This is a genomic window from Lentibacter algarum (assembly GCF_040580765.1).
GTDB lineage: Bacteria > Pseudomonadota > Alphaproteobacteria > Rhodobacterales > Rhodobacteraceae > Lentibacter > Lentibacter algarum.
In genome coordinates, this window is the sequence record NZ_CP158687.1 from 2,036,851 (window position 1) to 2,063,443 (window position 26,593).

Sequence of the window (26,593 nt, forward strand, 5' to 3'; positions counted from 1 at the left end):
CCCCTTACATCACTTTTCTCAGGTTGTGAAAGCCTTAGTAAAGACTGTTTTGCGAAGCTACGGGCGCAAACGGAAGGCTGGCCTGTGCATTGCGGCTCACAATCGCTTCTGGCGCAACAGATGCGCTCAACTCTTTGTGGATAACGTTTACCAGATGCGCACTGACACGCTTCTTTTGTGTCTCGCCACGGGCGTCCGCGGCAATGGCTTCTTGTCCGCCAAAAGCGTGCAAATCTGATTTAATCTTGCGCGGCGCCATCAAGTCGAGACCAGTTTCAGGGTCTTTGACACTCAGCATGAAAGTGATCGAATGGTTGCCACCCACAGTGTAGCGCGCTTTGTCGGTTACAGAGTGAAAGCGCAAAACATCGATTTCGATGTTCGCTTTCTGGCCAACGGTCAGGTTCTGTGCTGCGGCTTTCGCGCTGCTTTCAAAGATGGCGCTCACTTGCTCATAGCGGTCGCCGCGAACATCGCCGCGCCAGACAATATCTGCAACAGGGTAATAAAGCTCGGCTTCCGAAACACGTAGCTCCCGTGACACATTCACTTTGATGTCATTCACAGCCACCGGCTGGCTCAAAATTTGTTGCTCTTTTCCGCCCACAAACGGTGCGTTGCGGGTGGCCACATCCATGCTCGCACAGCCAGAAATGCTCAGGCCCATTGCGACAACGAGTGCTGCTTTCATAAGTTTCATCTTCGTCCTCCTAGGGCTTTAGCCCGCTTTACTGCTCAGACAGTAGATTGGAGGCGGAATCGGACAACTTTAAGGCAGATTGGGGGTCATTGCTTGGCACATTGTAATGTGTTCAAATCGACACAAGACAGACAAGCATTTGACTTTAAAAGATATTAATTGCGGCGCGCTTGCCAGCCACCACGGCGGCGCGGCCTCTCCATCGTGGCCAACCCCTCTTGCAAGACATCATTCATAGGATGCCCTTCGCTCTTATGGCGATCCAGCAAAAGCGCAATAGTTTCTGTTTGGTCCAGTTCGTCAGGCAAGCTCAGAGCCCAATCCAGAAAGATCGAGCGGCACTCGGAGGCCGTAATCCCCTCGATGTTATAGGCTTCACGTATCAAAGCTTTTGGATCGTAAATATCACCCTTCATCACCTGCTCCCCTGAGATTGGCCACGATCACATCCGCAGCTGTCGCAGCGCAGCTTTGCAGCTCCACCTGCAAAGAGGCAAGGTCTTTTGCACCCGTTTCGCGCAGCACAAGTTGGGTCGCCCCCTCGCTCGCCACATCGGCATCAAACGGTTTGTCCGACAAGAACCGTGTGGTCAGGTTGAGCGCCCAAAAAAGTCGATAGGCTCGCATCAAGCCCTCACTTTGAGCCCTATCAATCAACCCTGCGCTGACAAGCCCCTTCACGCCGGCCTGCACCCGTAGATTTGACACCCCACCTGCAAGAGCGCCCATCTGTGAAAACAACTCGATATCCTGCAAGCGCCCCGCACCGATCTTTGCATCCCATGGCCCGCTCGGGGCTTTGGCTGCTGCAATCTTGGCGCGCATCTCGGCCACGCCTGTCACAGTACGCCTATGGTCTTGGCCCTTTTCTGCCAGAAGCTGCCTTCGAAAGGCGTTAAACGCCTGTGCCAAGCTTTCCAGCCCACAAATCGGGCGCGCCCGCACCAGCGCAAGATGTTCCCAAAGCCACGCCTCACCCTCTTGATACGCCTTAAACGCAGGCCAGCTTGTCGCCACGGGGCCTTTATTGCCCGAGGGGCGCAAGCGCATATCAAGCTCATAGAGCCGCCCCTCAGCCATCGGAGCTGTCACGGCAGTCACCAAGGCTTGCGTGAGCCGCGCATAATAGGGCCGTGTCGCAAGAGGGCGGCGGCCCTCCGACATTTCCACATCCTCAGGATCGTAAATCACAATAATATCAAGGTCCGACGCACTTGTGAGGCGTCCTGCGCCAAGCGAGCCCATTCCAATCACGGTTGCCCCTTTTCCAGGAGGAGGACCATGTTTTGCAGAAAACTGCGCCACGACTTCTGGCCATAGCGCCCGTAGCACAGCCTCGGCAAGCTCGGCATATTGCGCGCCAGCTTCCTCTGCGCCCGTAAGACCACGCAGGAAGTGAACCCCGACCCGAAAGTGCCACTCCTTCATCCAGCGTCGTGCAACATCTAGTTTGCGCTCGTAATCACCCTCTTCTTCCAAACGCGCGCCAAGCTCGGCAGTGAGCGCAAGCGCACCTTTCCAATCCGCGAAGAAATCCCCACCAATCACCGCATCAAAAACCCCGGCATTGCGGCTCAAATGATGCGCCAACGCAGGCGCTGTGCTCGCAATGTCCACGATCAAATTCACAAGCTGCGGATTGGCTTCAAAAAGCGAAAAGAGCTGCACCCCAGCCGGCAACCCTGCCAGAAACCCGTCAAATGCCAAGAGCGCGCCATGCGGATCGGCAGACTTGGCCAAAGCGCTCAAGATATCAGGCTTCAGACGGTTAAATATCTGCGTGCCCCGCTCTGATCTGAGCGCCGCATAGGTCGGCCATCGGCTGATCACTTCGCCATCCAGTTCAGGCATATCAGGGACTGGGCTCACGGCATCAGGCGCAAAGAAGCCCTCGGTCAGCGCATGTACCTCTTCCAAGCGCTCGGTGAGCTCCTTTTCCATAGCGCCGCGCTCAACGCCCATAAAGGCCGCAAGCTGCTCCATGCCCTCGCCGGTTGTCGGCAACAAATGTGTCTGCTGATCCGCAATCATCTGCACACGGTGCTCAACTTCTCTATGCGCACGGTAGTGGTTCACCAGTGTCTCAGCCACATCCTCTGGAACCCAGCCTTTTTGCGCCAAAACGCCCAGCGCGGGCACGGTGCCACGCGCGCGAAGATCGGTGTCGCGTCCGCCCGAAATAAGCTGGCGTGTCTGGGTGAAAAACTCAATCTCGCGTATACCGCCACGTCCGAGCTTCATGTTATGGCCCATCAAGTCGATCTTGCCGCCAAGCCCCTTATGCTCTCGGATCCGCAGGCGCATATTATGAGCATCCTCAATCGCCGCAAAATCGAGGTGCTTGCGCCAGACAAACGGACGCAGCGTTTCCAGAAACGCCTCCCCTGCCGCCTGATCGCCCGCACCGCAGCGGGCCTTGATATAGGCCGCGCGCTCCCATGTACGCCCGAGGCTCTCATAGTAGCGCTCTGCAGCTTCGACAGCCATACACACAGGTGTCACAGCAGGATCAGGGCGTAGCCTCAGATCCGTGCGAAAGACATAACCCTCGGCGGTGCGGTCATTTAGCATCGCACTCATGCCGCGCGTCGCCTTGATGAAAGCCTTACGCGCCTCAAAGAAGTCATCGCGCTCAAAGCGGGCCTCATCAAAGAGACAGATCAAATCAATATCTGAGGAATAGTTGAGCTCATAGGCCCCCATTTTCCCCATAGAGAGCACAAACATCCCGCCCAGAGTCTCCAGATCGTCTAGGCTCATGCCAGGTAGCTTGCCGCGCCGCACTTCAGCCCCCAAGGTAGCGCGCAAACTCAACTGTACCGAGAGATCGGCAAAATTTGTTAGGGCGCCAGTGACCTCTTCGAGCGACCAAACGCCGCCCAGATCAGCCAGTCCTGTCAAAAGAGCCACGCGCTTCTTTGCGCGCCGCAATTCACTTGGTAAATCTGGAGCGCCGACCTCGCGCAGCCGCGCAAACTCGGCGTCAAGCGCAGCCTTAGGCGCATCAAAAGCTGCCGCCATCCAAGCAGCCTCACGCATCATCAAAGAGAGCAGATAAGGGCTACACCCTGCCGCGCCCTCAACAAGCTTAGCAAGATCACCGCTCAAACCCTCAAAAAGCGCGCGCCCCTCAGCGCCGCGATCACTGTCATAAGCCCTTGGCAGGCGGCTGATTTTCTGTGCAAATTCCATACCTAAGGATGCGCCGCGCCCAAAGCCGCGTCAATCGCGAAGAGGAGCCGAGCCATGTCAAAAAGTCTCAAGCGCGTGAGTGCTGCTCTTGCAGGTGAAACGACAGAAATCCGAGAAACGGGCGAGGCCAAAACCGCGCTGCAAGCCGCCGCAGAACTCGGCGTTGAAGTGGATCAGATCGCCAAGTCGATCATCTTTCAGGGTCAAACGACTGGACAAGCGCTTCTCTTCATTACAGCGGGCGGAAATCAAGTTTGCGAGAACAAGGCAGCCGCCCTTGCGGACGAGCCTCTTGGGCGTGCAGATGCGGCACTTGTTCGAGCGCAGACTGGCTTTGCCATCGGTGGGGTCTCCCCGCTCGCACACAAGACCCCGATCCGCAGCTTTTTTGATCCGCGCTTGATGGATTTCCCGCTCATTTGGGCCGCCGCGGGCACGCCACACCATGTATTCAGCCTCACACCTGCCCGACTTTTGGAAAAATCCGCGGCACAACACGCTGATTTTACGACTTAAATTTCATAAATGTAAATTTGTTTAACATAGACCCTTGCAGGACGCCCCCTCGGCACCAATATTGGTAATGTGAAGAGCATTCACATTAAGATGCATACCAGTAAGGAGTTTAATAACATGACACACGCCGTTCCCTATTCTTCCCCCTCCCAAGGATGGTTTGCCCGCGCCGAGGCTTGGCTTGATGACAAAGGTAAAGGGGCTTGGATCGCCGCTATGGTCATCAGCTTTATCGCATTTTGGCCGATCGGCCTTGCGCTCTTGTTTTACATGATCACAACCAAACGCCTTGGTTCTGGCTCCTGCCGTAAGCGCCGTGCCAAACAGCACGCACGCTTCACCGCTTCGCGCACCTCTGGCAACACAGCCTTTGACGCTTACAAAGAAGAAACACTGCGCCGCCTCGAAGAAGAGCAGCACAACTTTGAAGCCTTCCTTGAGCGCCTGCGTGATGCCAAGGACAAGGCTGAGTTTGACCAGTTCATGGATGAGCGCGCTGAGGCCCACGATGCTTCAGAGCATGAAGAAACAGAAAAAGCCTAACAAACCACGCTTGGCCCTCCTATCTTGAGGGCCAAGACTGTTATTCACGAGGACACGATGAACACCCAAAGCTTTGATTTGCCTGACCCCCACTACCAGCCAGAGTTCTATGCTGATGTGCCGCTCAAGCGGCTGATATCATGGGCGATTGACACAGTTCTCATCGTGCTCCTGGTTGTTCTGATCCTACCGTTCACAGCCTTTACAGGGCTATTTTTTCTGCCCCTGCTCGCCTTTTTGGTCAACTTCGCCTACCGCGTAATCTGTCTTGCCAATGGCTCCGCCACACTCGGTATGCGCCTCACAGCCATTGAATTTCGCACACGTCGCGGCGCGCCCTTTACTGCCTCAGATGCCCTCCTGCACACTCTAGGTTACACATTGTCTTGGATGTTCCCCATCGCGCAGTTTGTCTCCGTTATTTTCATGGCTTCCCAAGAACGCGGCCAAGGCCTGACCGATATGGCCCTCGGCTCAGTCGCCCTCAACCGCCGCGCCGGCTGAGCGCTTTTCCAAAAGAAAACGGCCGCCCAATCACTCGGGCGGCCGTTTCATATCCGTATCTCCAGACTTTAGTCGAGCGTCAACGCCACAAACCGTGGCTCACCCGCGCGGCGCACGAGTAAGAGAAGAGACTTGCGCCCCGCCTCTTTAGCCGCATCGACCTGCGCCTGAAGCTCGCCCGCCGTGGCAATTTTCTGCTGGCCCGCCTCGGTGATCACATCACCCGCACGCAACCCTTTTTCAAAGGCCTCGGCGGCTTCGTCGACATCGGTGACAACCAAGCCATTTGCATCCGACCCAAGTTCAAGCTGCTCGCGCAAATCGTCATTCAATGGTGCCAGCTTGAGGCCAAGCATCTCCATCTCCTGAACATCGCCTTCTTCACTCGTGTCCTCTTCCATAGGAGCTTCATTGCTCTCCGCGTCTTCTCGGCGGCCAAGCGTGATCTTGAGTGTCTGGGTCTTTCCCTCACGGAACACGATCACCCGCACAGTCTTGCCCACATCCGCGTTGCCCACGGTGCGCACAAGTCCGCGCGTGTCTTCTACGTCGACGCCGTCAAAACTCATGATCACATCACCCGAAAGCATCCCCGCATCTTTCGCAGGCCCGTCAGGAACATCCGTCACAAGCGCACCAGCAGTCTTCTCAAGGCCAATCGCCTCGGCCACATCATCAGACACATCCTGAATGCGCACACCAAGCCAGCCACGACGGGTTTCGCCAAAGTCGCGCAACTGGTTCACGACACGCGTCACAACGTTTGACGCCATAGAAAAGCCGATCCCGATAGAGCCGCCATTGGGGCTCAGGATCGCAGTGTTCACACCGACAACCTCACCATCCATATTAAAGAGCGGTCCACCCGAGTTACCACGGTTGATGGCCGCGTCGGTCTGGATGTAGTCATCATATGCGCCTTGCAGCGCGCGATTGCGCTGACTGACGATCCCTGCAGAAACAGAGAAGCCCTGCCCCAGAGGATTGCCCACAGCCAAGACCCAGTCGCCGACGCGCGCAGTGTCAGAGTTGCCAAAGGGCACAAAAGCCAGCGGCGTATCACTCTCGACTTTCAGAAGCGCGATGTCCGTTTTCGGGTCGGTCCCGATCACTTTGGCTTCCAGTTCTCCGCCTTCAAAAAACTCGATAATCACTTCATCCGCGCCTTCAATGACGTGGTTGTTGGTGACAATGTAGCCGTCTTCCGAGATCACAAACCCCGAGCCAAGCGCCGACGAGCGGCGTGGGCGATTGCCCTGTCCGTTGCGGTCCTGAAATTCCTTGAAGAAGTCTTCAAACGGGCTGCCATCCGGCACAATCGCCCCTGGCCCAGTGCCGCGTGCCACCATCGTTGAGGTGGTGATGTTTACCACTGCAGGGCTGACTCGTTCAGCAAGGTCAGCAAAGCTCTCGGGTCGTGCCTGAGCTGCGATCGCCTGCGCCAGAAAGAGGGCCGCGCCCAGCATCATCAGCCAAAGCGCGCGCACAACGCCCGCCTCGGCAGTCTTAATAGCAATAACTCTTGTAGCCTGTCTCACACTGATGCTCCTTTATCTCGTGTGATCATTCCACACCAAGCGGCGCGGGTTCAATCTCATATATATGTAAACTAGGAAGTTTCATTATCAACGCCAAGCCTGAGCACCTCCACTCAAACGCGCGTGATCACGGCGTGAAACGGCGAGAACACGCCGAAACCTCACGCGCCAAGCGCCTTTGCGCCCCAGACCAAAAGCAAACCGAGCACCATCATTAGCGCGCCAATCATGCGCCGCGCCTCTGGCGGCAGCTCTCTAAGGGCGCGCAACATATCCTCAATAAGCGAAGGGGCCAGCACATAGACCAGCCCCTCCAGAAGTAGCGCCAGCCCGAGGGCCAGAAGGGCAGTTGCCCAAATCGCCATCAGTTGCCGTTTTCGTTCTTCAGATAGTTGAAGAACTCTGAGTCAGGCGACATGACCATGCTTGTGTTGTTGCCCGTAAGGGCGCCGCGATAGGCGTTGAGCGAGCGGTAAAACTCGAAGAACTCCTGATCTGCGCCATAGGCCTCGGCAAAGATCGCGTTGCGTTGCGCATCGGCCTCGCCTCGGATGATCTCGGCTTGGCGATTGGCATCAGAGGTGATTTCAACACGGGTTCTGTCTGCTTGCGCACGTACGCGCTGCGCCGCTTCGTTACCACGGGCGATCTCGTCTGCCGCTTCGCGTTCCCGCTCGGCTTGCATCCGCGAAAATGTCGCCGCGAGGTTGGCGTTGGGCAGGTCAGTGCGCTTGAGGCGAACGTCGATCACTTCAATTCCCAACGACCGCGCTTCGGCAATCGCGCCGTTGCGAATGCGCAGCATCAGCGCAGCACGGTCAGAGCTCAAGATGTCGTTGGACGAAACCGTACCCAAGACTTCGCGCGTTTCCGAACGCAGGATTGAGTCAAGTCGGCGTCCCGCCACTTCGATGGCCTGATCGCCGCCCGCACCTGTCGCCTGACGGAACTGTTCCACATCGGTAATGCGGTAGCGCGCAAAGGCGTTCACTTCGAGGCGGCGGTCATCTGACGGTGTCACCTGAAGCTGGGGGATGTCACGGCTCAAGATACGATTGTCATAGCGGATCACCTCTTGAATAAGCGGGATCTTAAACGCCAGACCCGGCTCGTCTTTGATGTCCACAAGGCGCCCAAACTGCAGCACCAGAGCCTTTTCACGCTCGTCCACAATGAAGATAGACGAGAGCAGACCCGCAAGTGCCAGCACAATCACTGGCAGGATATATGTTGTCGAGCGCATCAGTTGCTCCCTCCTGTTGGCGTGGTTGTGTTCCGGCGCAGCTCGTTGAGCGGCAGATAAGGCACAACGCCCCCTTGGCCGCTGGCATTGCCATCGAGGATGATTTTATCAACGTTACCAAGCACTTCTTCCATCGTCTCCAGATAGAGACGCTTACGTGTCACTTCTGGCGCTTTGGAATACTCGCTCAAAACAGCAGTAAAGCGGCTGGCTTCACCCTGTGCTTCGTTAACAACTTGGGCACGGTAGGCTTCCGCTTCTTCAAGCACCTGAGCAGATTCACCACGCGCCGCCGCAAGGACAGTGTTGGCATAGGCATCAGCCTGCTTTTCAAGTCGGTCGCGGTCTTGCTCGGCCGATTGCACGGCAAAGAACGCCTGCTTCACTTCTTCGGGCGGATCCGCCTTGTCAAAGTTCACACGCACAATGTTCACGCCACTGCTATAGCTGTCGAGCGTGGTCTGGATCAGATCTTTCAAACGGTCGGCAATAGGACCACGGTCACGGTTGAGGATCGGGGCCAGCTCGCTTTGCGCAATAATCTCGCGCATCGCAGATTCCGAAACGGCGCGAATGGTGGCCTGTGGCTCACGCAGGTTAAAGAGGAATTCCTCGGCGTTGTTGATGTTCCAAACCACTTGGAAGTCGATGTCGACGATGTTCTCGTCACCCGTCAGCATCAGGCCTGCATCCGCACCCGTACCGCCACCGATATCTTCGGTGTTTTCACGAGTGACTGGCATGACTTCAGCAGTCACAACAGGCCATGGCGCAAAGTTAAGGCCCGGTCCGCCAACGCATGGGCTGTTACATTCACCAAGGAAAAGCTCAACAGACTGTTCTTCTGGCTTCACGGTGTAAAAGCTCTGAAAGAGCCAAAGCGCGAACGCCACCAACAGGCCAAGGCCAATTGTGCCACGGTTCAGCGCGGGTCCACCGCTGCCGCCTTGGCCACCACGGTTCGCGCCATTTCCGCCACCACGACCGCCCATCAGGACGCGCAGCTGCTCTTGGCCTTTTTTCATCAATTCATCGATTTCAGGAATTGGCGAAGGCTCTTCGCTCGGAGGCCTGCGCCCACCGTTTGGCCGCTGGTCGCGCCCGTTATCCCCGTTATCGTTTCCGCCGCCGCCCCAAGGGCCGCCAGAATTACCCGCCATCTACAGATTTCCCCTCTGTTTTAAGTCTTTAAGACGCTATGTCCTAACTTGTGTGCCTGCGCCACCATTTCAACCCTTTTGGCAAGGATTAAGCGCGCCTCACAGGCTCTTTCATCGTTACAAGCTCTTCGCTCATCGTCGGGTGCACCGCAACAGTGCGGTCAAAGTCTTCCTTTGTTGCTCCCATCTTTACGGCAATCCCTGCCAGCTGGATCATCTCGCCTGCGCCCGGCGCGACAATATGACAGCCCAAAACCTTGCGGCTCGCTTGAGACACAATCAGCTTCATCAAGACACGGTTTGAGCGCCCCGCAAAGCTCTGCTGCATCGGCTTGAAGGACGCGCAATAGACTTCAATCGCCTCCTGCTCACGCGCCTCTTCCTCGCTCAAGCCCACTGTCCCCATCTCGGGCTGAGTGAAAATCGCAGTGGGGATAAGCTCGTGGTCAGGCTGTGTCGGATTGCCGTTAAACACCGTCTCCACAAAGGCCATACCCTCACGGATCGCCACAGGCGTCAGGTTCACACGGTCCGTCACATCGCCTACGGCATAAATGCTCGGGACTTTGGTCTGGCTGTAGTCATCCACCAAAACTTTGCCATTGCGGCCCAGCTCCACACCGACGGCCTCAAGGCCCATGTCTTGGGTGTTTGGCGCACGGCCCGTGGCAAACATAACCTGTTCAAAGACTTCGTCGTGTCCATTCGTTGAGATCACGCGGATACCGCCATCCACTTTTTGCATTTCAAGAATGTTTGTTCCCAAATGCAGCTTCACACCGTTCTCGATCATCTCTTCAGAAACAAGGCCACGGGCTTCGTCGTCAAAGCCACGCAGAATTTGCGCGCCGCGGTAATACTGTGTCACATCAACCCCAAGACCGTTCATGATGCCAGCAAACTCGCAGGCAATATAGCCGCCACCCAGGATCAGCATATTCTTGGGCAAGCGCTCGAGGTGGAAAATCTCGTTTGAGGTGATGGCGTGCTCTGCACCCTTCATCTCAGGCTTCACAGGTCGTCCCCCCATGGCGAGCAGAATGTGCTTGGCACTCTTGCGTGTCCCGTCAGACAACTCAACCTCATGCGCACCAACCACTTTGGCCCGCGCATCAAAGCTTTCAACACCGTTGTTTTTGAGAATGCCGCGATAGACATTTTCCAAGCGGTCAAGCTCAGCGTGAAGCTTCGTCTTGAATACGCCCCAGTCAAACGCCCCGAGGCTCACATCCCAACCGTAAGCCTGCGCATCCGAAATCGCGCCGGGAAACTCGCTGGCAAAGACCATAAGTTTCTTGGGCACACAGCCACGGATCACACAGGTTCCGCCATAACGGTCTTCTTCGGCCAAAGCCACTTTCGCTCCGCCCTGTGCCGCCACCCGCGCGGCGCGTACGCCCCCCGAACCGCCGCCAATGACGAAAAGATCATAATCAAAGCTCATGCCGCGTTCCTCAGTCCATCAAATCGGTAAATAAATTGTCGTCTTCCAAAAAGTCGAGACGGTCAATCTCGACAGTCCCCGCATTGATATCGCGGATTTCGACCCTGCCGTCGCCATACCCAACAACAACCTTGTCACAGACATCAAGAAACAGCCCATTCTCGACCACTCCCGGAATCTGGTTCATCACAAGGCTGAGCTGGCGTGCATTGCCAATACGGTTGAGGTGCAAATCTAGGATGTGGTTTCCCTCATCCGTAAAGTAGGGCACATCGCCATTCATTCTGAGTGTGGTGTTGCGCCCAAGGACATCCATGCTTACAAGCGTCTCCTCGATGAGCGCTTTGGTGGTCTGCCAGCCAAACGGGATCACCTCAAGCGGCAGCGGAAAGGCCCCGAGCCGCTCTACTTCTTTACCAATATCCGCAATCACAATCATCTGGTCACTGGCCGTCGCCACGATCTTTTCCTGAAGCAAAGCACCGCCGCCGCCTTTGATGAGGCTCAACTCGCCATCAAACTCGTCCGCACCGTCAATCGTGAGGTCAAGCCACTTCGCCTCATCAAGGCTGATCACATCGATACCCACATCGCGCGCAAGCTCTGCTGTGCGCGTGCTCGTCGGCACACCGCGTATCTTGAGGCCGTCTTCGCGCACCATCTCACCGAGACAGCGCACAAGCCAAGCCGCCGTGCTTCCCGTACCCAGCCCGACGCGCATCCCGTCTTCGACAAATTCCGCCGCACGCTTGGCCGCGACGAATTTGGCCTTATCAATCGGTGAAAGTTCTCCGCTCATGGCAGCCTCGCTTTTTTCCGCTGCTTTGCTTATAGAAAACTTGTGCGACAGGCGCGAGAGGGCAGCCTCTTTTTCTTGCCCCCAAAACCGCCGCAAAAGCTGATAAAATTCTATTTTTCCGCTCGCTCTGCACGGCATGTCGCATTTGTGATCTGTTTTGGGCGCTCAGCCGCCTATTTTACATCACATGACATATCGCCTTCACTACGCCCCAGACAATGCCTCGCTCATCATCCGCCTTGCGCTGGAAGAGCTTGAACTGCCCTATGAAACCGTCCTGGTAGACCGTGCGCGCACCGCCCAGCAGAGTGCCGAATATCTCGCGCTCAACCCCAACGGCCTCATTCCCGTGCTCGAAACGCCCCACGGCGCGCTGTTTGAAACAGGGGCGATTCTTCTCTGGCTGGCCGACACCGAAGGAAAGCTTGCCCCACCGCCCGAGAGTGCCGCGCGCGGAAACTTCCTAAAATGGCTGTTCTTTGTCTCAAATACGCTTCACACCGAGCTGCGCATGCTCTTTTACCCCGCCAAATACATCGGCGAGGACACAGGTCACCAAGCCGCCCTGCGTAAAGGTCTGCAAAAGAGCCTCGCCACACACTTGCAAAAGCTGGACAGCCTCGCATCTGATGGTCACAGCTGGTTCGCGAGCGCCTCACCCAGCATCCTCGATCTCTATGTCGTAACGCTGATACGTTGGCTTGCACTCTACCCAATAGAAACTGCGCACTGGTTCTCTCTGTCTGACACGCCGCATTTGTCTCGTTTAGCGTCTCAAGTCGAGTGCCGCGCAAGCGTGAAGGCGGCTATCAAAGCTGAAGGCCTCGGCCCAACACCATTCACAGCGCCAAGCTACGCCACACCCCCGGAAGGATCGGCCATCTAATGTTTCTCTCAGTGTTTGAAATGTTCAAAGTGGGCATAGGCCCCTCCTCCTCCCACACAATGGGCCCGATGGTTGCCGCAGCGCGCTTTCTTGATCTTATGCGCGCCTCGCCGTTCGAGTTCGCAGGCCTCAAAGGCAGCCTTCACGGCTCCCTCGCCTTTACAGGCGTAGGTCATGCGACAGATCGCGCGACCATTCTGGGCCTCGCAGGCTTTGTCCCCGAAACCTATGATCACGAAAAGGCCGAAGCTACGCTTGAAGCGATCCGCGAAACGCACTTGATCCAGCCCCAAGGCCTGCCTGCGCTCAAGTTTTCGCCCAAAGAGGATCTACTTTTTGATTATGGCCCAGCGCTCGCAGGTCACGCAAACGGTATGGTTCTGCACGCGACAGATGCGCAAGGCGATGTGATCTTGTCTGAGACCTACTATTCTATTGGCGGCGGTTTTGTTCTGACCGCCGATGAGCATGCCCAAGGCAAAGCCACAGATGATGATGGCCCCCCCATCCCCTACCCGTTCAAATCCGCGGCCGAAATGCTCCAGATGTGCAAAACATCTGGCAAGAACATTGCCGAAATGAAACGCGCCAATGAGATCGCCCGCGGCGGCCACGACAATCTGCGCACAGGCTCAGCCCGCCTCTGGCAGGTGATGAACGACTGTATCAACCGTGGTCTTGAAACCGAGGGTGAGCTTCCGGGCGGCCTCTTTGTGAAGCGTCGCGCCAAGGGCATCCACGATGCGCTCATCGCCGAGCGCGGCATGAACCAACGCGCGCCCCACACCATCAACGACTGGATGAGCACGTACGCCATGGCCGTCAACGAGGAGAACGCCGCAGGCGGTCAAGTCGTCACCGCACCAACCAACGGCGCGGCTGGCGTCATGCCCGCCGTGATCCGTTACTGGCTTGATCATGTTCCAGGCGCCTCCGAAAGCGGCGTCGAGGACTTTCTTTTGACAGCCGCTGCGATTGGCGGGCTCGTGAAATTCAATGCAAGCATCTCAGGTGCCGAGGCTGGCTGTCAGGCCGAGGTTGGCTCTGCCGCCGCCATGGCCGCCGCTGGCCTTTGTGCCGTCATGGGTGGCACGCCAGAGCAAGTCGAAAACGCGGCAGAGATTGCGCTAGAGCATCACCTCGGCATGACCTGCGACCCCGTAAAAGGCCTCGTGCAAGTCCCCTGCATCGAACGCAATGGCCTTGGCGCGATCAAGGCGGTGGCCGCCGCCTCACTCGCCTTGCGTGGCGATGGTACACACCTTGTCCCTCTCGATGCCTGTATCGAAACCATGCGCCAGACGGGTCTCGACATGAGCGAGAAGTATAAAGAGACTTCGCTCGGCGGACTCGCCGTAAACGTGCCCAACTGCTGAAAAAGCCTTTTAGCACGGTCTAGCGTCGCTTTTGAGCCAGACCGTGCGCGCGCCATGCCTAGCTTGGATCAAAACAATAGGCCCTTTATGCAAGACCGCACCACCCTCGGCATCGCCTTCATGGTCGCCTTCGCGCTTGTCGCTCCGATCATGGATGCTTTCGCTAAAGCGACGCCTGATTATATCCCCGTGATGGAAATTCTCGGCTTCCGCTTTGGAATCCAAGTGCTGCTGCTTCTCCCCGTGGCCCTCGTTCTCGGTATCGCTCACAGACCCCGTGCCCCAGAAATTGGCCTGCATCTGGTGCGCGGCTTTCTCATCATGGCGGCGACAGGCCTCTTCTTTGCCGCAGTTCGCGAAATGCCACTGGCCAACGCAATTGCAATCTTCTTTGTCGAACCCTTCATCCTGACGCTGCTCGGCGCACTCTTTCTAGGCGAAGCTGTCGGCCTGCGCCGTATCATGGCCTGTACCGTCGGCTTTGGCGGCGCACTCCTCGTGATTCAACCAAGCTTTTCAGAACTCGGCTTTGTCGCGCTCTACCCTCTCGGCACAGCCCTATGTTTTGCTCTGTATATGGTCATGACCCGCTCTATGGCGCAGCGCCTCAGCCCGATCACACTTCAAGCCTACACAGCCATCGCTGCCAGCGCCCTCATACTGCCCATGCTTTTCGCCTTTAACGGCACGGGAAACACGGCTCTTGACCCCGCCATGCCCCATGGCCTCGCTGTCTATACGCTGCTCGGCGTCGGAGTTGTGTCAACCGTCTCGCATCTGTTCATCAGCCTCGCGCTCAAATTTGCTCCCGCGGCCACAATCGCGCCACTACAATATCTTGAGATCGTCGCCGCCACATCCCTTGGCTACTTTGTCTTTAGCGATATCCCAGACGCGCTCACTTTCATTGGCATCGCCATCATTGTCGGCGCAGGCCTATATGTCTTCGCCCGCGAACGCCGGGCCGAGCAAGTTCTGGCACAGCAGACTGATGTTCCCCACACCCCCTAAGAAACGCAGTTTACCTTCTAGACTTGCAAGGCACATCTGACTTGGGTGCACGGTCGAAAAGCCCCGTTGAGACCACGCCGCAACAACCCTTACATATTTTTCAACCTCAACATTCAACTTTAAGTTGCCAGAACAGATTCCCCGTTCTAGCTTTCTGTCATGTTCGATGACAAACCCCTCCTTGGTATCCTCCTAATGCTCGGCTTTTGTATCGTCGCCCCTTTGGGTGACGCAGTGGCAAAGCTCATAGGTCAAAGCGTGGCACTTGGCCCAATGCTTCTGCTCCGCTTTGCTGTTCAGGTTGTCTTGCTTGCGCCCTTCATTGTTCTCTCACTGCGCCCTTGGCGACTATCGCCACGCGCCTTGGGGTTTTGCGCCCTGCGCACAGGACTTCACATGGCGGGGATCGGCCTTATGTTCACGGCGCTGCGCCACATGCCATTGGCCGACGCGATCGCCATCGTTTTCGTGCTGCCGTTTCTCAATCTTTTCCTTGGCCGTGTTTTGCTCAACGAAACCGTCGGTGCCGCCCGCCTGTCTGCCTGTATCGTTGGCTTCACAGGAACACTCTTTGTGATCCAGCCAAGCTTTGCCGCCGTCGGGTGGTATGCCCTATTGCCCCTGCTCGTCGCCCTGCTCTTTTCAGGCTTCATGCTCATTACGCGTCATATCTCTCAAGAAACGGACCCAATCGGGCTACAATTCATTTCCGGCCTTATGGCAACGGCGCTCATGCTCCCGCTTTTTGCTCTTGGCAGCGCCGCAGAGCTTACCGATTTGACATGGGCAACACCCAATAGCCTCGAATGGGGCCTCCTTCTCGCAGTCGGGGCGCTCGGCACGTTGGCCCACCTTCTGATGACCTGGTCCCTGCGCTACGCACCCTCCGCAACGGTCAGCCCGATCCAATATGTCGAAATACCGATCGCCGCACTCATCGGCCTGCTGATCTTCTCCGATCTGCCCAACGCTTTGGCCAGCTTCGGCATGAGCCTCACGATCGCAGCAGGCCTGTTCACAATGTTCGTTGAGGGGGCCAGCCAGCGCCGCAGTCCAAAAGAGCCGCCATCGCCCCTTTCAGTTCCGACAGCGGCAGAATAACCAACATCGTTGGCCCATCGACACTCAGCTCAATCAGCCCCAGCGCCTCATTTGACGTTCCGATCTGACGGAGGGGATCAAAGCGCACCTCATCCACAGGCCAGCGCAGCCCCTCCGATTGCGCTCCCATCGGCCCCAAAGGAAAGAGTGAGACGCGCGTGCCCGCCTCAAGCTGAAGACGCAGATGAGGCGGCGCAAGAAAGACAATATCCTCTCCCCCGATCAGAACACAGCGCCGCTCAGGATAGGCTGCAAGCGCATGAAGCGCTGCAAGCTCATGGTCCACGCGCCCGCCGAGAAAGCCGATCCCCAACACAAGGGGCGTCTCAATTCGCGTCAAGCATTTCTCAAAGTCAGTGCTGTCTTGCTCGTTAACTCTCAGCGCACGATCAGGCCAAAGCAGGGTTAATGCCTCAGGCGATATAGAATCCAAATCACCGATCACCATATCCGGCTCACGCCCCTGAGCGATCAACCAGTCTGCACCACTGTCCGCTGCGACAACACGCCGATAAAGCCCGGATGCCGCTTCAAGACCCGTTTTGCGCTTTTTCCCGCCCCCAACCAGCAAAACTGGTTCCAGATCGTGAACAATGGCTGTTTTCATCCGATTTTTACCCTTTTGAAGGAAACACACCACAATATTGACACAAAATGATACGCTAAAAATCTTAGATTCGGTCCGCTTTCGACGCCGTGCGCTGTCATTAACTATGACAATTATAAAATTACGTGGCGAGCAAGAACATGGTTAACACGAACAAGATCCTCACCGTCTCCTATGGCACATTCTCGTGCACATTGGAGGGATTCGACGATTCTTTCGGAACAATGAAAGCCATTGCGGAGTATTTTCGCGATCTTGCTGCCGATGACCGCTATTTTGGTGCCGAGCCTCCAAGCCCTGACGCCGAAATGCTGGCCCGTATCGCCGAGCGTGAAATCTCGCGCCGCGTAGAAGCCCATCGCGATGAAAACACCTTTGTTCTGCGCGCTGACCCCGCAAGCTTGCTGCCCATGGCAACAAAACCTGTGGCCAAAGCCCCCGAAGCGCCTGCAAAAGAAATGGACGCGCCCGCCGCCGCACCCGTTGCTGACGTGCCCGCTACCAAACCCGAAGTGGTGCGCCCTATAAAAGAGGCCAGCCCTGTTGCAGAGGCACGCCCCGAAACGTCCATCGCAGGCCTTTCAGCCCTTGTGGCCGAGAGTCAGGCCTCTCATGAGGCGGACGATAAACTGCCTGAACCAGCGCCCCGCCCCGAGCCTGTTGCGACAACACGTCAAGCAACAGCCGACCCTGACAGCGTTGCTGCAAAACTTCAGCGCATCCGCGATGTGGTGAGTAAGCATGATGGTGAAAACGGCTATTCAGAAGACGAACATGCAGAGGACTTTCTCACTGAAGACGAGGAGGCCACGGAAGAGTTTCTAAGCAGCGCCCAGGACGATATCGAAGCGGCCCTCGCCGCCGATGCTGCAGCAGACGCAGCTGAAGCTGAGCGCTTTGAAGCCGAAGAAAAGGCCAAGGCTGAGGCTGCGCAAGCCAAAGCGGAGGCCGAAGCGAAAGCAAAAGCGGAGGCCGAGGCCAAAGCACAAGCTCAAAAGGCTGAAGAGGATGCAAAAGCCGCAGCGGCTGCTGAGGCTGAGGCTGAGGCTGAGGCTGCTGAGGCCGCACAAAACACACCTGTCACAACAGACGATGAAGACGACATTGGCGCACTTCTGGACAAGCTCAGCGCCTCTGATAGCGCTGGTGAAACCGATCCCGCCAATGACGCCCCAAAACCAGAAGCCTTTGTCGGCGACGAAGACGGCGAGGCCCCTTTGCGCGCCCGTGTCATCAAAATGAAAAAGACTGATTTCGAGGCTGCACTTGCAGATGGCCTCATCGAAGAAGAGCAGGATGAAACAACCGCCTCATCCCTCTCTGCAGAAGATGAAGCCGACCTCATGCGCGAATTGGCCGCCGTTGAAGCCGAGGCCACTCAAGGCAGCAAAAGCCAAGCCACGCGCTTGGACGAAGATGATGAAGACGACGACTATGACAGCTACAATGAGGCTGACTTCGACGAAGACGAGCATGACGAAGACTATGACGATGAGGCACTGAGCGAAGCAGCTGGCGCAGACACAGCTGGAAATCTGTTCGCGGCTGAGGACGACGCTACAGAAAACACTGTCGCCTCAGCTGTGCGCGCCGTGCGCACTGCCCGCCTTGTCGAAGCCTCGACAGATGATCAGATGGGTCGCATCCTCGACAAAACAAACACCAAGCTCGACGAAGATGAAGGCCGTGGGCGCCGCAATGCCATCGCCCATTTGCGCGCTGCTGTTCAAGCCACCGAGGCTGAGCGCAATATGGGCGGAGACCTAGGTGCTGACGGGCGCGATACAGAAGTCTACCGCGATGATCTGGAAACAGCCGTGCGCCCTCGCCGCCCTGTCGCCACGCAAGGCGCAGCACGCCCCGATGCGCGCCGCCCTGCGCCGCTCAAGCTTGTTGCAGAACAGCGCATCGACACGCCCCAGCGCGAAGGCCCAGTGCGTCCGCGCCGGGTCAAAGTCACCCAGACGCTGGTGCACAACGAAGCGCCTAAAGGCTCCGCTGATTTCGCAGAATATGTCGAAACCGTTGGCGCGCAAAATCTTGGCGAAGTCCTTGAGGCTGCAGCCTCCTACATGGCCTTTGTTGAGGGGCAAGACGCCTTTTCGCGCCCTCAGCTCATGTCAAAACTAAGTGGAACAGAGCATGCCGACACCTCGCGCGAGGACCGTTTGCGCTCTTTCGGTCAGCTTCTACGCGCTGGCAAAATCCGCAAGCTCGGCGGCGGACGTTTTGAGGCATCAGAGGATATTTCTTATCGCCCCAACACACGGGCCGCTGGCGCATAAACTTTGTAACGAGTTCTTCTTTACCCATTACCCCAGACGATCCTTGACTGCTCTAAACTTTGGGCGCCCTCAGCGGGCGCCCTTTTTTCTTGAGCAGATCAGATCCGTTCCTGCGTGTATTTGCGCAGCTCAACCCGCGCCACTTGGCGGCGGTGCACAGCGTCGGGCCCATCTGCGAGCCGAAGCGTGCGAACATTTTTCCACATCGCGGCCAAAGGCGTATCCTGTGAAATCCCTTGCGCACCAAACATTTGCACCGCTTCATCAATGACTTTCAAAGACATCAAAGGCGCAACAACCTTGATCTGGTGAATCCATGGCGCAGCCGCTTTCATGTCGCCTTGGTCCATCATCCAAGCGGTCTTGAGGCACAGCAGGCGCGCCTGCTCAATCTCCATACGCGCATTGGCAATGATGTCATAATTCGCACCAAGATGGGCGATCTGCTTGCCAAAGGCCTCGCGCTGCAAGCTACGGCGGCACATCAGTTCAAGCGCGGCCTCCGCCTGCCCGATCGCGCGCATACAATGGTGTATCCGCCCTGGCCCAAGCCGCCCCTGTGACACTTCAAAGCCGCGCCCCTCGCCCAGAATCATATTCTCTGCGGGCACGCGCACATTCGTCATGCGGATATGCATATGCCCGTGAGGCGCATCATCATTGCCATAAACCTGCATCGGGCGCAGCACTTCCACACCCTCTGTGCCCGCAGGCACAACAATCATCGAATGGCGCTTGTGCTTGGGGGCGTCGTCTCCGCCAGTGCGCACCATCACGATATAGACCTTGCAGCGCGGATCGCCCGCGCCCGAGGCCCACCATTTCTCGCCATTCAGCACATAGTCGTCGCCGTCACGCTCACAGCGCATCGCGATGTTGGTTGCATCCGAACTGGCCTCGTCAGGCTCCGTCATCAAATAAGCCGAGCGAATCTCGCCCGCCAGAAGAGGCTTGAGCCACTGCTCTTTCATCGCTGGCGTACCATAACGCTCAAACACTTCCATATTTCCCGTGTCTGGCGCTCCGCAGTTGAAAACCTCGGCTCCCATCGGCGTCTTGCCCATTTCCTCCGCAAAATAAGCGTATTCCACAGTGCTCAGGCCCAAGCCTTTGTCGCTGTCGGTCAGCCAGAAGTTCCAAAGTCCGCGCTCCTTGGCTTTGGCTTTGAGACCTTCCAAAATCTCGGCCTGCCGCTCGGTGTAGCTCCAGCGTTCGCCCTTGCCGATCTCGGCGTGATACTCGCCTTCCAGCGGCATGATCTCATCCGCGATCATCGCCTTAACCCGCTCCAAAAGCGCCGCACTCTCCGCTCGCAGTCCCAAATCCATAACTTCTCTCCCTCTGGCTTGAGCAGATAAAAGGCCGTGCCTGCCCAAGAGTAAAGTCCCCGCGCATGTCACGTTACGTCTCACCTTTGGTGCCCGAAAAACACCCGCTTCGGCAAAATGACGCTAACCCGCACCATTTAGTTAAAATTTTATTTGATATCGTCATGCAGACAGAGACTATACGGCATGGGTATTTCATTTAAAGACGCATTAAACCAAACACTTGCCAAAACAGGTCAAAGCCTAGAGACCGTCGCAGAAGGCGCAAATGTGCCCCTCGCCGCTCTGCAAACCTTCATGCAAGATGACAAGGGCGCCTTGGTTGTAGAAGACGCGATTAAAGTCGCTGAGTTCTTCGGCCTCAGCCTTGATCGCTTCTTGGATGATCCGAAAGTTGCAAACCATATTGCAATAGCGCAGCTCTACTCGTCGCTACCGCCTTTGCTAAAAGCTCAACTCGAAGCTTATGCCCAAGAGCGGTCTGACGCTCAGGATCAGCCTCCGCCAACCAACGACTGATTGAAGAATTTTCATCGTCAGGATGCGGCACGCTTTTACTCCGGTGGCTTCATAAATCAGGCCCTGAATGTCAGCCTGCAACGCCCAACCTGCTCAGTGCTTGAGCCCGAGTCAAAATAGTTTGCAAATATCCACAGATGTGGAAACATGAGCCATGATTGGTCAAAAAGTTCTAGATTTATGTAAGCTCAAAGGTCTGACCCTGCGCGCCGCCTGTCAGGCCTCAGGACTCAAATATTCAACTTTGCACGCCCAGATCTCAAATCGCCGGCCCATTCCCTTCAAGACCATCGATAAGCTCTCGCGCAAACTCAACGTGCCGCTAAGCTACTTCTCGGAGGGCCAGCCCCTCTTTCAAGTCAATGCACTCGCAACTGACAGCGCACCAAGCGGCTCCATGCTCCAATTCGAAACCTCCATAAACGCGCAAGCCAAGCTCTTGGCTGAGCAGGGCTATTACCCAAGTATCGACGATGTTCTCGACTGGTTGGTGCACGTCGATTTTCAGCTCAAAGACTTTGATTGGATCAAAGACCAAGTTGATCTCTACTATCCACTGCAAACCGATGACATCATGGCGCGGCCCCATTCCGTCGGCAGCGAAAGCCTAGCCGCCAAGCTTCTCGGGTTTTCAAAGGATGCTGACTTACATAACTATTTTGGCAGACTCGACCCCAACGATGTCGCCGCCTTTCGGATTTCTCATGCAGCCATCAAACCTCACGTTTATAATGTGACAGACCACCAATTTCATGCGCAATGGACCCAAGGTCTGATCAACGGCAGCTATCGCAAACTTATGGCAGGCATACGGGACGAAAACGACGCCCCGCTAACGCTTGTCTTTTGTCGGCTGATCCAGCTCAACAATCCCTAAAGTATGTGTCAAGTCGATCTTGGCCATGTAAATCACTGCCATATCATCGGTGCGGAGCATCGGCCGCGGCTCACCCCAACGAAATGCTGAATGGGTGATCGAGGAAAAGCCATAGACGTCTTGCAACGAACGGTGTTCATGAGGGATATGCGCAAACATCCAGTCAAACCTGGGCCAAGTTAGTGCAGATAGGATCACGGCAATGCGGCTGTATTCCCTCAAAACCTGTCGCTTGCCCCGCGCCGCATCCGATATGTGCAGATCGCCGATGTAAATCAGTGTGCCCCGCAGCCTCTCGTTGAGCGGGGGGGCCACATACTCTAACTTCGCCTCGATATTGTACTGGGTGCTCGTCGTTCGGCGAATATAGTGCTCAAAACTCTCTTGCCCGAGCGCAATCTGCTGCGCAGCAAGCCCCCCGACAATCGTTTCGCCTTTCTTCAAAAACAGCCAGAACGCGCGTCCCTCGGTGAAATCGTTGCGGCGCGTATCAAACATCGGCGAGCGAAAGGGTTTGCCTGTCTGCTGCACCAGTGTTTCGATTTCGGCAAAATCATCAGACGCCAACACGTCATACCCAAGCTTTTTGAGCCGTGCCAAATGCAAGGCCGCCCGCTCTGTCAAATCCATTTGAAACATCTGCCCACTCAAACTTTAAAACCACAAAATCTTGCAAACGTGATGCACGACCAGCGTTGGGAGTTCAACTTCGGGGTGTAAGGACGTGCGAATTATCGCGCGTGGTGGCGCCCAAAAGTCGCATCATATATCTCATGAGAGACATGACATATTCTCTCGTGGAGAGAATGGTGCGGTCGAGAGGACTCGAACCTCCACGGGTGTTACCCCACAGCGACCTCAACGCTGCGCGTCTACCAATTCCGCCACGACCGCACTGTCTAGGCTTGGTGAAGCGTCGTTTAGCGAATGCCTCTGGGGATGTGAAGCGAAAATCGGCACAGTTGGCAGAAATAATCGCCCTAAGCCTTTCGCCAGCGCCATGTCAGCCAGAAAAGCCCGCAGCCCCCCAGCAACAGCATTGCTGAAAAACCCTGTATTTCATGGCCTGCAAATAGGCTGTCAGACAATATTCGCCCCGGAAAGAGCGTAAACAACCCTGCCCCCAAAAACCCAAGCAGCGCCCCGAGAATATGCGCTTTGTGAGCCGATATCTTGCGCCGTCGCGCCGCGCGCACGGCGTTGAAGAGGCTCAGAAGGGTGATCATGGACAAAATGTGAATCGGACTCCACGGCCCAATCAGCCGAATCTCCATGATCCAGAAAGAACTTGCAGCTGTCAGCGCCATAAAGATCACCCAGAACCGCCCCCAAAGCACATGGCCCCGCGTCCCTTTGCGCCGCATCAGCATCACAGGGGTCAGCGCCAGCGTCATCACCGCGGCAAGTAAATGTATCTGCACAGCAGTCGATGCACTCAGGATCGGCTCAAGGGTCATATCAAAGCTCCTTTTGTCTTGGCTCTCAAATGGGCTATGACAGGATCAGAGCGGCGTCAGCCGCGCTTGTGCCAATTTGCGGAGAGCTTACGTGAAAGACAGCCCCACGCATTCTGCGCTTCGCGAGTTGCGGCGCATTTTTTCCGCGCCGCGTACGTTTGTCGCGCTGGCTGGCACAGTGCTCTTTCTTGCGGTCTCTGGCCCGTTCGGCACCTATGAGTCGCTCGCCTTCGCGCCCCGCCTCGCCTATTGGGCCTTCACAGCGCCGCTGACCTTTGCTCTCGGCACCTTTACAGCGACGCTCGTCGCCCGCCGTTTCAAAGGTCAGGGCCCAATCTGGTTCACCCCCAGCATGGTTGCCGTCAGCACAGCGCTCAGCGTGGGTGCACTCGTGCTTTTGCTCAACTGGGTCGCCTTCGGCGCAGCCCCCACAAACCTGCCCTATAGCAGCAGCCTCCTCGGCGCAGTCTTTATCACCGCAGCCCTCATTGCCCTCGCGCTTTATTATATTTCAAACCAAACTTCCGTCATGCCAAAAGGCCCACCGCCTTTGCTGGCAAGGCTTGAGTTCGCCAAACGTGGCCCGCTTGTTTCCCTCTCGGTCCAAGATCACTACGTCGAAGTGGTCACAACAAAAGGCGCGTCTCTCCTCCTTATGCGCCTCACGGACGCCATCAAAGAAACGGGCACAGATACAGGCTTGCAAGTGCACCGCTCTCACTGGGTCGCCACCACGCAGATCGCCAACATCACCCGCGAGGGCGACAAAGCCCGCATCACCCTGAAAGACGGGCGCGACATTCCCGCCGCACGCAGCTATATCCCTGCCCTAAAAGACGCGGGCCTTTTGCCCCGCTGAAGGAAACCAGATGATCGAATGGAAACACACCGACGGCCTCGTGCCCTATGAAGAGGCCCTCGTCTTCATGGAGGCCCGCGTCGCCGACATATCCGCAGGCACTGCCTCAGAGTGCATCTGGCTTCTGGAACACCCGCCGCTCTACACCGCCGGCACCTCTGCCAAGCTAGAAGACCTCGTCGCCCCCGACCGCTTCCCCGTTTATGAAGCCCGACGTGGCGGACAGTATACCTATCATGGTCCAGGCCAACGTGTTGTCTATGTCATGCTCGATGTTGCAAAGCGCGGCCGCGATGTACGCTGCTTCGTGCGCGATCTTGAACGCTGGGTCATCAACACATTGGCTGAGTTTAACGTGACTGGCGAAATCCGCGATGGTCGCGTCGGCGTCTGGGTTGAGCGCGAGGACAAACCACTCACAGCCACGGGCGCCAAGGCAGAAGACAAAATCGCCGCCATAGGCATTCGCCTGCGCAAATGGATCAGCTTTCACGGCATCTCAATCAACGTCGAGCCTGACCTTGAGCATTTTTCAGGCATTGTCCCCTGCGGCATCACAGAGCATGGCGTCACCTCTCTGGTCGATCTTGGCTTGCCCGTCACGATGGATGATCTCGATGTTGCGCTCAAAGCGACTTTTGAGGCTGCGATGACAGCGCCAAGTTGCAACTAAGCCTGCCCTACATAGCTTTGCACGCTCCCCGCGTCGAAATGTCCGTTGCACAAACTGCACCGAATGGTCAGATAGACCGTATGCATAAGACCCAAACCAAACCAAAGGACTCTTTAGCCATGAAACTTTTCCCTCTCCTCGCTGCGAGCGCCCTGATGGCCGCCGCTCCTGCCTTCGCTGGTGACATCGAAGCAGGCGAGAAAGACTTCAAAAAATGCAAAGCCTGCCACATGGTTGTCTCCGCCGACGGCGAAGAAATCTACAAAGGCGGCAAAACTGGCCCGAACCTTTACGGCGTTATCGGCCGCGTTGCTGGCTCGGATGACGGCTACAAATACGGTGACGGCCTCAAAGACGCAGCCGAAGCGGGCTTCGTCTGGACAGAGGACGCTATCGCGGCCTATGTCGCAGACCCGAAAGCTTGGCTCAGCGACAACGGCTATACTGCAAAGTCAAAAATGAGCTTCAAGCTCAAAGGTGGCGGTGAAGATGTTGCTGCTTGGCTCGCCTCAGTTGGCCCAGCAGCTGAATAAGCCGCTATAAAACAAGCCGCGCGCTTGTTCCACCAGACTACAGACGCCCCTGCCAAATGCGGGGGCGTTTTGCGTTTGGCGGGCAGGTGGTCTGCCAGATCGCCCAGTCCTCGGGCAAACTATGTATACAAATCGGCCACCGACTTCGCGGGAAGACAAAACGCCCGGCAGGCAAGGATCAGTCATCGACACCTTTCAGAATTTGCTTTTCACGTTCACAAGTGTCACCGTTGCTGGAGATGGTTATGGGCATAGACTTTTGCCCCAGATAGAGCTCGTTTGCCGACAGACATGATGCAAAATTTGATAAATCAGCTTCCTCGATTCCCCACCTTCGCTTTGCTGTTTCTCATTGGCTGGGGCTCCGTATCGCACTCCGATGGCCTTGATTGCAGTCGTCCTGTTGGAGATGTCGAAGCTTCTATTTGTGCGAGTAGCGAACTGTCACAGCTTGCTGCTTTGGCCGATGCGCTCGGTTCTGTTGTGGGTCTTGAGGTCCAGTATGATGCGAACAGCGTCAACGAAGATTTCGGGCTAAGTCGTGGAATTGGCCGCCTTCTATCGACACTCACGTTTTCTGAGGCTCACAATTTGTCAGGGTTGTCGCAACACTTGCCTTGGGACTTTGTGTTTGATGTTTCCAACAAGATCCTCATCCTTCGAGCTGAGAATTCCTCTTTGCAGGATGGACTGGCTGTGTTCGGCCCAAGGGCTTCAAGCGCGTCAACGCCGATATACGCTGAAATCGAAACCCTGTATGATGCCACGCGTCGTCGCTACCGCTCCGATGGGGATATCCTCGAAGTCACCACCAGCGCACGACCAGCCGAAACAGTCGAAAAATTCCGCCATCAGGATGGCTGTTGGCGACTGATTGGCACAGACACGGTTTGGGCTGGCTATATGATTGAGTTCAACGACGATCTGGCAGCCATTTCCATCAATCATCTGACAGGGCGAGCGCTATTTGATTTCAAGTCCGAAAAGGGCGTCGTGCGCAGATTTGATCCTTCGGTTCAGTGCTTGGGTGACAGTTTGAACGCCAACCAACTCAAATTCCACGCCACTGACAATCAGTAGTCTGAGTGTTAGACGCTAGTTCTTGAAGGCTGATTGAGCCCACAAGACTGTCATGACCACATTGTTCAAAGCGATATTTTTGCGACATAAAGACCAATAATTGAGCCTGTAAGCCTCAGGGCCGCTCTACCCCCGACCTGAGCGGGCGCGCCACCGCCTCCTGCAGCAGTGCCGCAATCACAGCGCTTTGGTCTTCACCCGCCATCATATCGTCACTCCACAAAATCCAATTCCACCCTATTCCTTCATAAAATCGCCCCCTAACCCCACAAACTTGATTTGAAGCAAGGGGGTGCGACAATATAATTTGATCTGGATCAACTTCACCCGTTGCCCCAGACACACACACATTCTAAAACATA

Annotated in this window: 27 protein-coding genes and 1 tRNA gene; 14 read left to right on the plus strand and 14 right to left on the minus strand. The window is 56.3% G+C overall.

Features of this window, described 5'->3' with window-relative positions:
* Positions 1-34 precede the first annotated feature (34 nt).
* From DSM117340_RS09985 to DSM117340_RS09995, 3 genes are all read right to left on the minus strand, one after another.
* On the minus strand, positions 35-700 hold the full coding sequence (locus DSM117340_RS09985) for a DUF6778 family protein (protein WP_177170649.1): 666 nt from the start codon (positions 698-700) through the stop codon (positions 35-37).
* A gap of 155 nt (positions 701-855) precedes the next feature.
* Positions 856-1,116 (minus strand): hypothetical protein, encoded by a 261-nt coding sequence (locus DSM117340_RS09990; RefSeq protein WP_177170648.1) that lies wholly within the window; start codon positions 1,114-1,116, stop codon positions 856-858.
* Entirely contained in the window at positions 1,106-3,892 is a 2,787-nt protein-coding gene (locus DSM117340_RS09995; RefSeq protein WP_089889657.1) for a glutamine-synthetase adenylyltransferase, read from the minus strand. Before DSM117340_RS09995 ends, DSM117340_RS09990 begins: the two co-directional genes overlap by 11 nt.
* A 54-nt stretch (positions 3,893-3,946) precedes the next feature.
* On the opposite strand from DSM117340_RS09995, the gene DSM117340_RS10000 reads away from it, so the two are divergent.
* From DSM117340_RS10000 to DSM117340_RS10010, 3 genes are all read left to right on the plus strand, one after another.
* Positions 3,947-4,408, plus strand: a complete 462-nt coding sequence (locus DSM117340_RS10000) for a YbaK/EbsC family protein (RefSeq protein WP_089889654.1) — start codon at positions 3,947-3,949, stop codon at positions 4,406-4,408.
* Between the two features lie 117 nt (positions 4,409-4,525).
* The gene (locus tag DSM117340_RS10005) at positions 4,526-4,951 is read left to right on the plus strand and encodes a DUF2852 domain-containing protein (protein WP_089889651.1); all 426 of its coding nucleotides are present in this window, start codon (positions 4,526-4,528) and stop codon (positions 4,949-4,951) included.
* Positions 4,952-5,008: 57 nt separating this feature from the next.
* Positions 5,009-5,455: an RDD family protein gene (locus DSM117340_RS10010; protein ID WP_089889647.1), complete on the plus strand. Its 447-nt coding sequence runs from the start codon at positions 5,009-5,011 to the stop codon at positions 5,453-5,455.
* Positions 5,456-5,523: 68 nt separating this feature from the next.
* On the opposite strand, the gene DSM117340_RS10015 is transcribed toward DSM117340_RS10010, so the two are convergent.
* The 6 genes from DSM117340_RS10015 to rpiA all read right to left on the minus strand — a co-directional run bounded on the left by DSM117340_RS10015 (position 5,524) and on the right by rpiA (position 11,639).
* Complete coding sequence (locus DSM117340_RS10015; protein ID WP_089891513.1) at positions 5,524-6,924, minus strand: Do family serine endopeptidase; 1,401 nt, start codon at positions 6,922-6,924, stop codon at positions 5,524-5,526.
* 230 nt (positions 6,925-7,154) lie between these two features.
* Positions 7,155-7,358 (minus strand): DUF2065 family protein, encoded by a 204-nt coding sequence (locus tag DSM117340_RS10020; RefSeq protein ID WP_354689584.1) that lies wholly within the window; start codon positions 7,356-7,358, stop codon positions 7,155-7,157.
* Positions 7,358-8,236, minus strand: a complete 879-nt coding sequence (locus tag DSM117340_RS10025; protein ID WP_089889640.1) for a protease modulator HflC — start codon at positions 8,234-8,236, stop codon at positions 7,358-7,360. The genes DSM117340_RS10020 and DSM117340_RS10025 overlap by 1 nt, the downstream gene beginning before the upstream one ends.
* Positions 8,236-9,396 (minus strand): FtsH protease activity modulator HflK, encoded by a 1,161-nt coding sequence (gene hflK / locus DSM117340_RS10030; RefSeq protein WP_089889637.1) that lies wholly within the window; start codon positions 9,394-9,396, stop codon positions 8,236-8,238. Before hflK ends, DSM117340_RS10025 begins: the two co-directional genes overlap by 1 nt.
* Before the next feature lie 88 nt (positions 9,397-9,484).
* Positions 9,485-10,840, minus strand: a complete 1,356-nt coding sequence (gene gor, locus DSM117340_RS10035) for a glutathione-disulfide reductase (RefSeq protein ID WP_089889632.1) — start codon at positions 10,838-10,840, stop codon at positions 9,485-9,487.
* Between the two features lie 10 nt (positions 10,841-10,850).
* Positions 10,851-11,639, minus strand: a complete 789-nt coding sequence (rpiA, locus tag DSM117340_RS10040; protein ID WP_089891508.1) for a ribose-5-phosphate isomerase RpiA — start codon at positions 11,637-11,639, stop codon at positions 10,851-10,853.
* 187 nt (positions 11,640-11,826) lie between these two features.
* Between rpiA and DSM117340_RS10045 the strand changes: the two genes are divergently transcribed.
* The 4 genes from DSM117340_RS10045 (at position 11,827) to DSM117340_RS10060 (ending at position 16,013) form a co-directional block, all read left to right on the plus strand.
* The gene (locus DSM117340_RS10045; RefSeq protein ID WP_089889629.1) at positions 11,827-12,525 is read left to right on the plus strand and encodes a glutathione S-transferase family protein; all 699 of its coding nucleotides are present in this window, start codon (positions 11,827-11,829) and stop codon (positions 12,523-12,525) included.
* On the plus strand, positions 12,525-13,901 hold the full coding sequence (locus DSM117340_RS10050; RefSeq protein ID WP_089889625.1) for an L-serine ammonia-lyase: 1,377 nt from the start codon (positions 12,525-12,527) through the stop codon (positions 13,899-13,901). The genes DSM117340_RS10045 and DSM117340_RS10050 overlap by 1 nt, the downstream gene beginning before the upstream one ends.
* An 87-nt stretch (positions 13,902-13,988) precedes the next feature.
* Positions 13,989-14,912 (plus strand): DMT family transporter, encoded by a 924-nt coding sequence (locus DSM117340_RS10055; RefSeq protein WP_089889623.1) that lies wholly within the window; start codon positions 13,989-13,991, stop codon positions 14,910-14,912.
* 159 nt (positions 14,913-15,071) lie between these two features.
* Positions 15,072-16,013: a DMT family transporter gene (locus tag DSM117340_RS10060; protein WP_089889620.1), complete on the plus strand. Its 942-nt coding sequence runs from the start codon at positions 15,072-15,074 to the stop codon at positions 16,011-16,013.
* On the opposite strand, the gene DSM117340_RS10065 is transcribed toward DSM117340_RS10060, so the two are convergent.
* Positions 15,928-16,620 (minus strand): thiamine diphosphokinase, encoded by a 693-nt coding sequence (locus tag DSM117340_RS10065; RefSeq protein ID WP_089889617.1) that lies wholly within the window; start codon positions 16,618-16,620, stop codon positions 15,928-15,930. The genes DSM117340_RS10060 and DSM117340_RS10065 overlap by 86 nt on opposite strands.
* Before the next feature lie 140 nt (positions 16,621-16,760).
* On the opposite strand from DSM117340_RS10065, the gene DSM117340_RS10070 reads away from it, so the two are divergent.
* Entirely contained in the window at positions 16,761-18,905 is a 2,145-nt protein-coding gene (locus tag DSM117340_RS10070) for a hypothetical protein (RefSeq protein WP_089889614.1), read from the plus strand.
* A gap of 98 nt (positions 18,906-19,003) precedes the next feature.
* Here DSM117340_RS10070 and DSM117340_RS10075 read toward each other — a convergent pair whose 3' ends face one another.
* Entirely contained in the window at positions 19,004-20,233 is a 1,230-nt protein-coding gene (locus DSM117340_RS10075; RefSeq protein ID WP_089889611.1) for an acyl-CoA dehydrogenase family protein, read from the minus strand.
* Positions 20,234-20,419: 186 nt separating this feature from the next.
* On the opposite strand from DSM117340_RS10075, the gene DSM117340_RS10080 reads away from it, so the two are divergent.
* Together DSM117340_RS10080 and DSM117340_RS10085 are read left to right on the plus strand one after the other, a co-directional pair.
* The gene (locus tag DSM117340_RS10080) at positions 20,420-20,752 is read left to right on the plus strand and encodes a hypothetical protein (RefSeq protein WP_089889607.1); all 333 of its coding nucleotides are present in this window, start codon (positions 20,420-20,422) and stop codon (positions 20,750-20,752) included.
* A 154-nt stretch (positions 20,753-20,906) separates the two neighbouring features.
* The gene (locus DSM117340_RS10085) at positions 20,907-21,629 is read left to right on the plus strand and encodes a helix-turn-helix transcriptional regulator (RefSeq protein WP_089889603.1); all 723 of its coding nucleotides are present in this window, start codon (positions 20,907-20,909) and stop codon (positions 21,627-21,629) included.
* On the opposite strand, the gene DSM117340_RS10090 is transcribed toward DSM117340_RS10085, so the two are convergent.
* The 3 genes from DSM117340_RS10090 to DSM117340_RS10100 form a co-directional block, all read right to left on the minus strand.
* Complete coding sequence (locus DSM117340_RS10090; RefSeq protein ID WP_143037420.1) at positions 21,585-22,259, minus strand: hypothetical protein; 675 nt, start codon at positions 22,257-22,259, stop codon at positions 21,585-21,587. The genes DSM117340_RS10085 and DSM117340_RS10090 overlap by 45 nt on opposite strands.
* A 177-nt stretch (positions 22,260-22,436) precedes the next feature.
* Positions 22,437-22,523 (minus strand) — tRNA-Leu (locus DSM117340_RS10095).
* An 86-nt stretch (positions 22,524-22,609) separates the two neighbouring features.
* Positions 22,610-23,086 (minus strand): DUF2306 domain-containing protein, encoded by a 477-nt coding sequence (locus DSM117340_RS10100; RefSeq protein ID WP_089889597.1) that lies wholly within the window; start codon positions 23,084-23,086, stop codon positions 22,610-22,612.
* 91 nt (positions 23,087-23,177) lie between these two features.
* On the opposite strand from DSM117340_RS10100, the gene DSM117340_RS10105 reads away from it, so the two are divergent.
* The 4 genes from DSM117340_RS10105 to DSM117340_RS10120 all read left to right on the plus strand — a co-directional run bounded on the left by DSM117340_RS10105 (position 23,178) and on the right by DSM117340_RS10120 (position 26,231).
* Positions 23,178-23,945 (plus strand): LytTR family DNA-binding domain-containing protein, encoded by a 768-nt coding sequence (locus DSM117340_RS10105; protein WP_089889593.1) that lies wholly within the window; start codon positions 23,178-23,180, stop codon positions 23,943-23,945.
* Between the two features lie 10 nt (positions 23,946-23,955).
* Positions 23,956-24,618 carry a lipoyl(octanoyl) transferase LipB gene (lipB, locus tag DSM117340_RS10110; RefSeq protein ID WP_089889588.1) on the plus strand — a complete coding sequence of 221 codons (663 nt, stop codon included), beginning with the start codon at positions 23,956-23,958 and terminating at the stop codon, positions 24,616-24,618.
* A gap of 119 nt (positions 24,619-24,737) precedes the next feature.
* A complete protein-coding gene (locus DSM117340_RS10115; RefSeq protein ID WP_089889585.1) occupies positions 24,738-25,151 on the plus strand; it encodes a cytochrome C in 414 nt (137 codons plus the stop codon).
* Positions 25,152-25,442: 291 nt separating this feature from the next.
* A complete protein-coding gene (locus DSM117340_RS10120; protein ID WP_089889583.1) occupies positions 25,443-26,231 on the plus strand; it encodes a hypothetical protein in 789 nt (262 codons plus the stop codon).
* Positions 26,232-26,593: the final 362 nt, after the last annotated feature.

Bases quoted from the DNA above. Each gene is read 5' to 3' on its own strand.
- DSM117340_RS09985 (WP_177170649.1), bottom strand. From the start codon at position 700: ATGAAACTTATGAAAGCAGCACTCGTTGTCGCAATGGGCCTGAGCATT.
- DSM117340_RS09990 (WP_177170648.1), bottom strand. From the start codon at position 1,116: ATGAAGGGTGATATTTACGATCCAAAAGCTTTGATACGTGAAGCCTAT.
- DSM117340_RS09995 (WP_089889657.1), bottom strand. From the start codon at position 3,892: ATGGAATTTGCACAGAAAATCAGCCGCCTGCCAAGGGCTTATGACAGT.
- DSM117340_RS10000 (WP_089889654.1), top strand. From the start codon at position 3,947: ATGTCAAAAAGTCTCAAGCGCGTGAGTGCTGCTCTTGCAGGTGAAACG.
- DSM117340_RS10005 (WP_089889651.1), top strand. From the start codon at position 4,526: ATGACACACGCCGTTCCCTATTCTTCCCCCTCCCAAGGATGGTTTGCC.
- DSM117340_RS10010 (WP_089889647.1), top strand. From the start codon at position 5,009: ATGAACACCCAAAGCTTTGATTTGCCTGACCCCCACTACCAGCCAGAG.
- DSM117340_RS10015 (WP_089891513.1), bottom strand. From the start codon at position 6,924: ATGATGCTGGGCGCGGCCCTCTTTCTGGCGCAGGCGATCGCAGCTCAG.
- DSM117340_RS10020 (WP_354689584.1), bottom strand. From the start codon at position 7,358: ATGGCGATTTGGGCAACTGCCCTTCTGGCCCTCGGGCTGGCGCTACTT.
- DSM117340_RS10025 (WP_089889640.1), bottom strand. From the start codon at position 8,236: ATGCGCTCGACAACATATATCCTGCCAGTGATTGTGCTGGCACTTGCG.
- hflK (WP_089889637.1), bottom strand. From the start codon at position 9,396: ATGGCGGGTAATTCTGGCGGCCCTTGGGGCGGCGGCGGAAACGATAAC.
- gor (WP_089889632.1), bottom strand. From the start codon at position 10,840: ATGAGCTTTGATTATGATCTTTTCGTCATTGGCGGCGGTTCGGGGGGC.
- rpiA (WP_089891508.1), bottom strand. From the start codon at position 11,639: ATGAGCGGAGAACTTTCACCGATTGATAAGGCCAAATTCGTCGCGGCC.
- DSM117340_RS10045 (WP_089889629.1), top strand. From the start codon at position 11,827: ATGACATATCGCCTTCACTACGCCCCAGACAATGCCTCGCTCATCATC.
- DSM117340_RS10050 (WP_089889625.1), top strand. From the start codon at position 12,525: ATGTTTCTCTCAGTGTTTGAAATGTTCAAAGTGGGCATAGGCCCCTCC.
- DSM117340_RS10055 (WP_089889623.1), top strand. From the start codon at position 13,989: ATGCAAGACCGCACCACCCTCGGCATCGCCTTCATGGTCGCCTTCGCG.
- DSM117340_RS10060 (WP_089889620.1), top strand. From the start codon at position 15,072: ATGTTCGATGACAAACCCCTCCTTGGTATCCTCCTAATGCTCGGCTTT.
- DSM117340_RS10065 (WP_089889617.1), bottom strand. From the start codon at position 16,620: ATGAAAACAGCCATTGTTCACGATCTGGAACCAGTTTTGCTGGTTGGG.
- DSM117340_RS10070 (WP_089889614.1), top strand. From the start codon at position 16,761: ATGGTTAACACGAACAAGATCCTCACCGTCTCCTATGGCACATTCTCG.
- DSM117340_RS10075 (WP_089889611.1), bottom strand. From the start codon at position 20,233: ATGGATTTGGGACTGCGAGCGGAGAGTGCGGCGCTTTTGGAGCGGGTT.
- DSM117340_RS10080 (WP_089889607.1), top strand. From the start codon at position 20,420: ATGGGTATTTCATTTAAAGACGCATTAAACCAAACACTTGCCAAAACA.
- DSM117340_RS10085 (WP_089889603.1), top strand. From the start codon at position 20,907: ATGATTGGTCAAAAAGTTCTAGATTTATGTAAGCTCAAAGGTCTGACC.
- DSM117340_RS10090 (WP_143037420.1), bottom strand. From the start codon at position 22,259: ATGGATTTGACAGAGCGGGCGGCCTTGCATTTGGCACGGCTCAAAAAG.
- DSM117340_RS10100 (WP_089889597.1), bottom strand. From the start codon at position 23,086: ATGACCCTTGAGCCGATCCTGAGTGCATCGACTGCTGTGCAGATACAT.
- lipB (WP_089889588.1), top strand. From the start codon at position 23,956: ATGATCGAATGGAAACACACCGACGGCCTCGTGCCCTATGAAGAGGCC.
- DSM117340_RS10115 (WP_089889585.1), top strand. From the start codon at position 24,738: ATGAAACTTTTCCCTCTCCTCGCTGCGAGCGCCCTGATGGCCGCCGCT.
- DSM117340_RS10120 (WP_089889583.1), top strand. From the start codon at position 25,443: ATGATGCAAAATTTGATAAATCAGCTTCCTCGATTCCCCACCTTCGCT.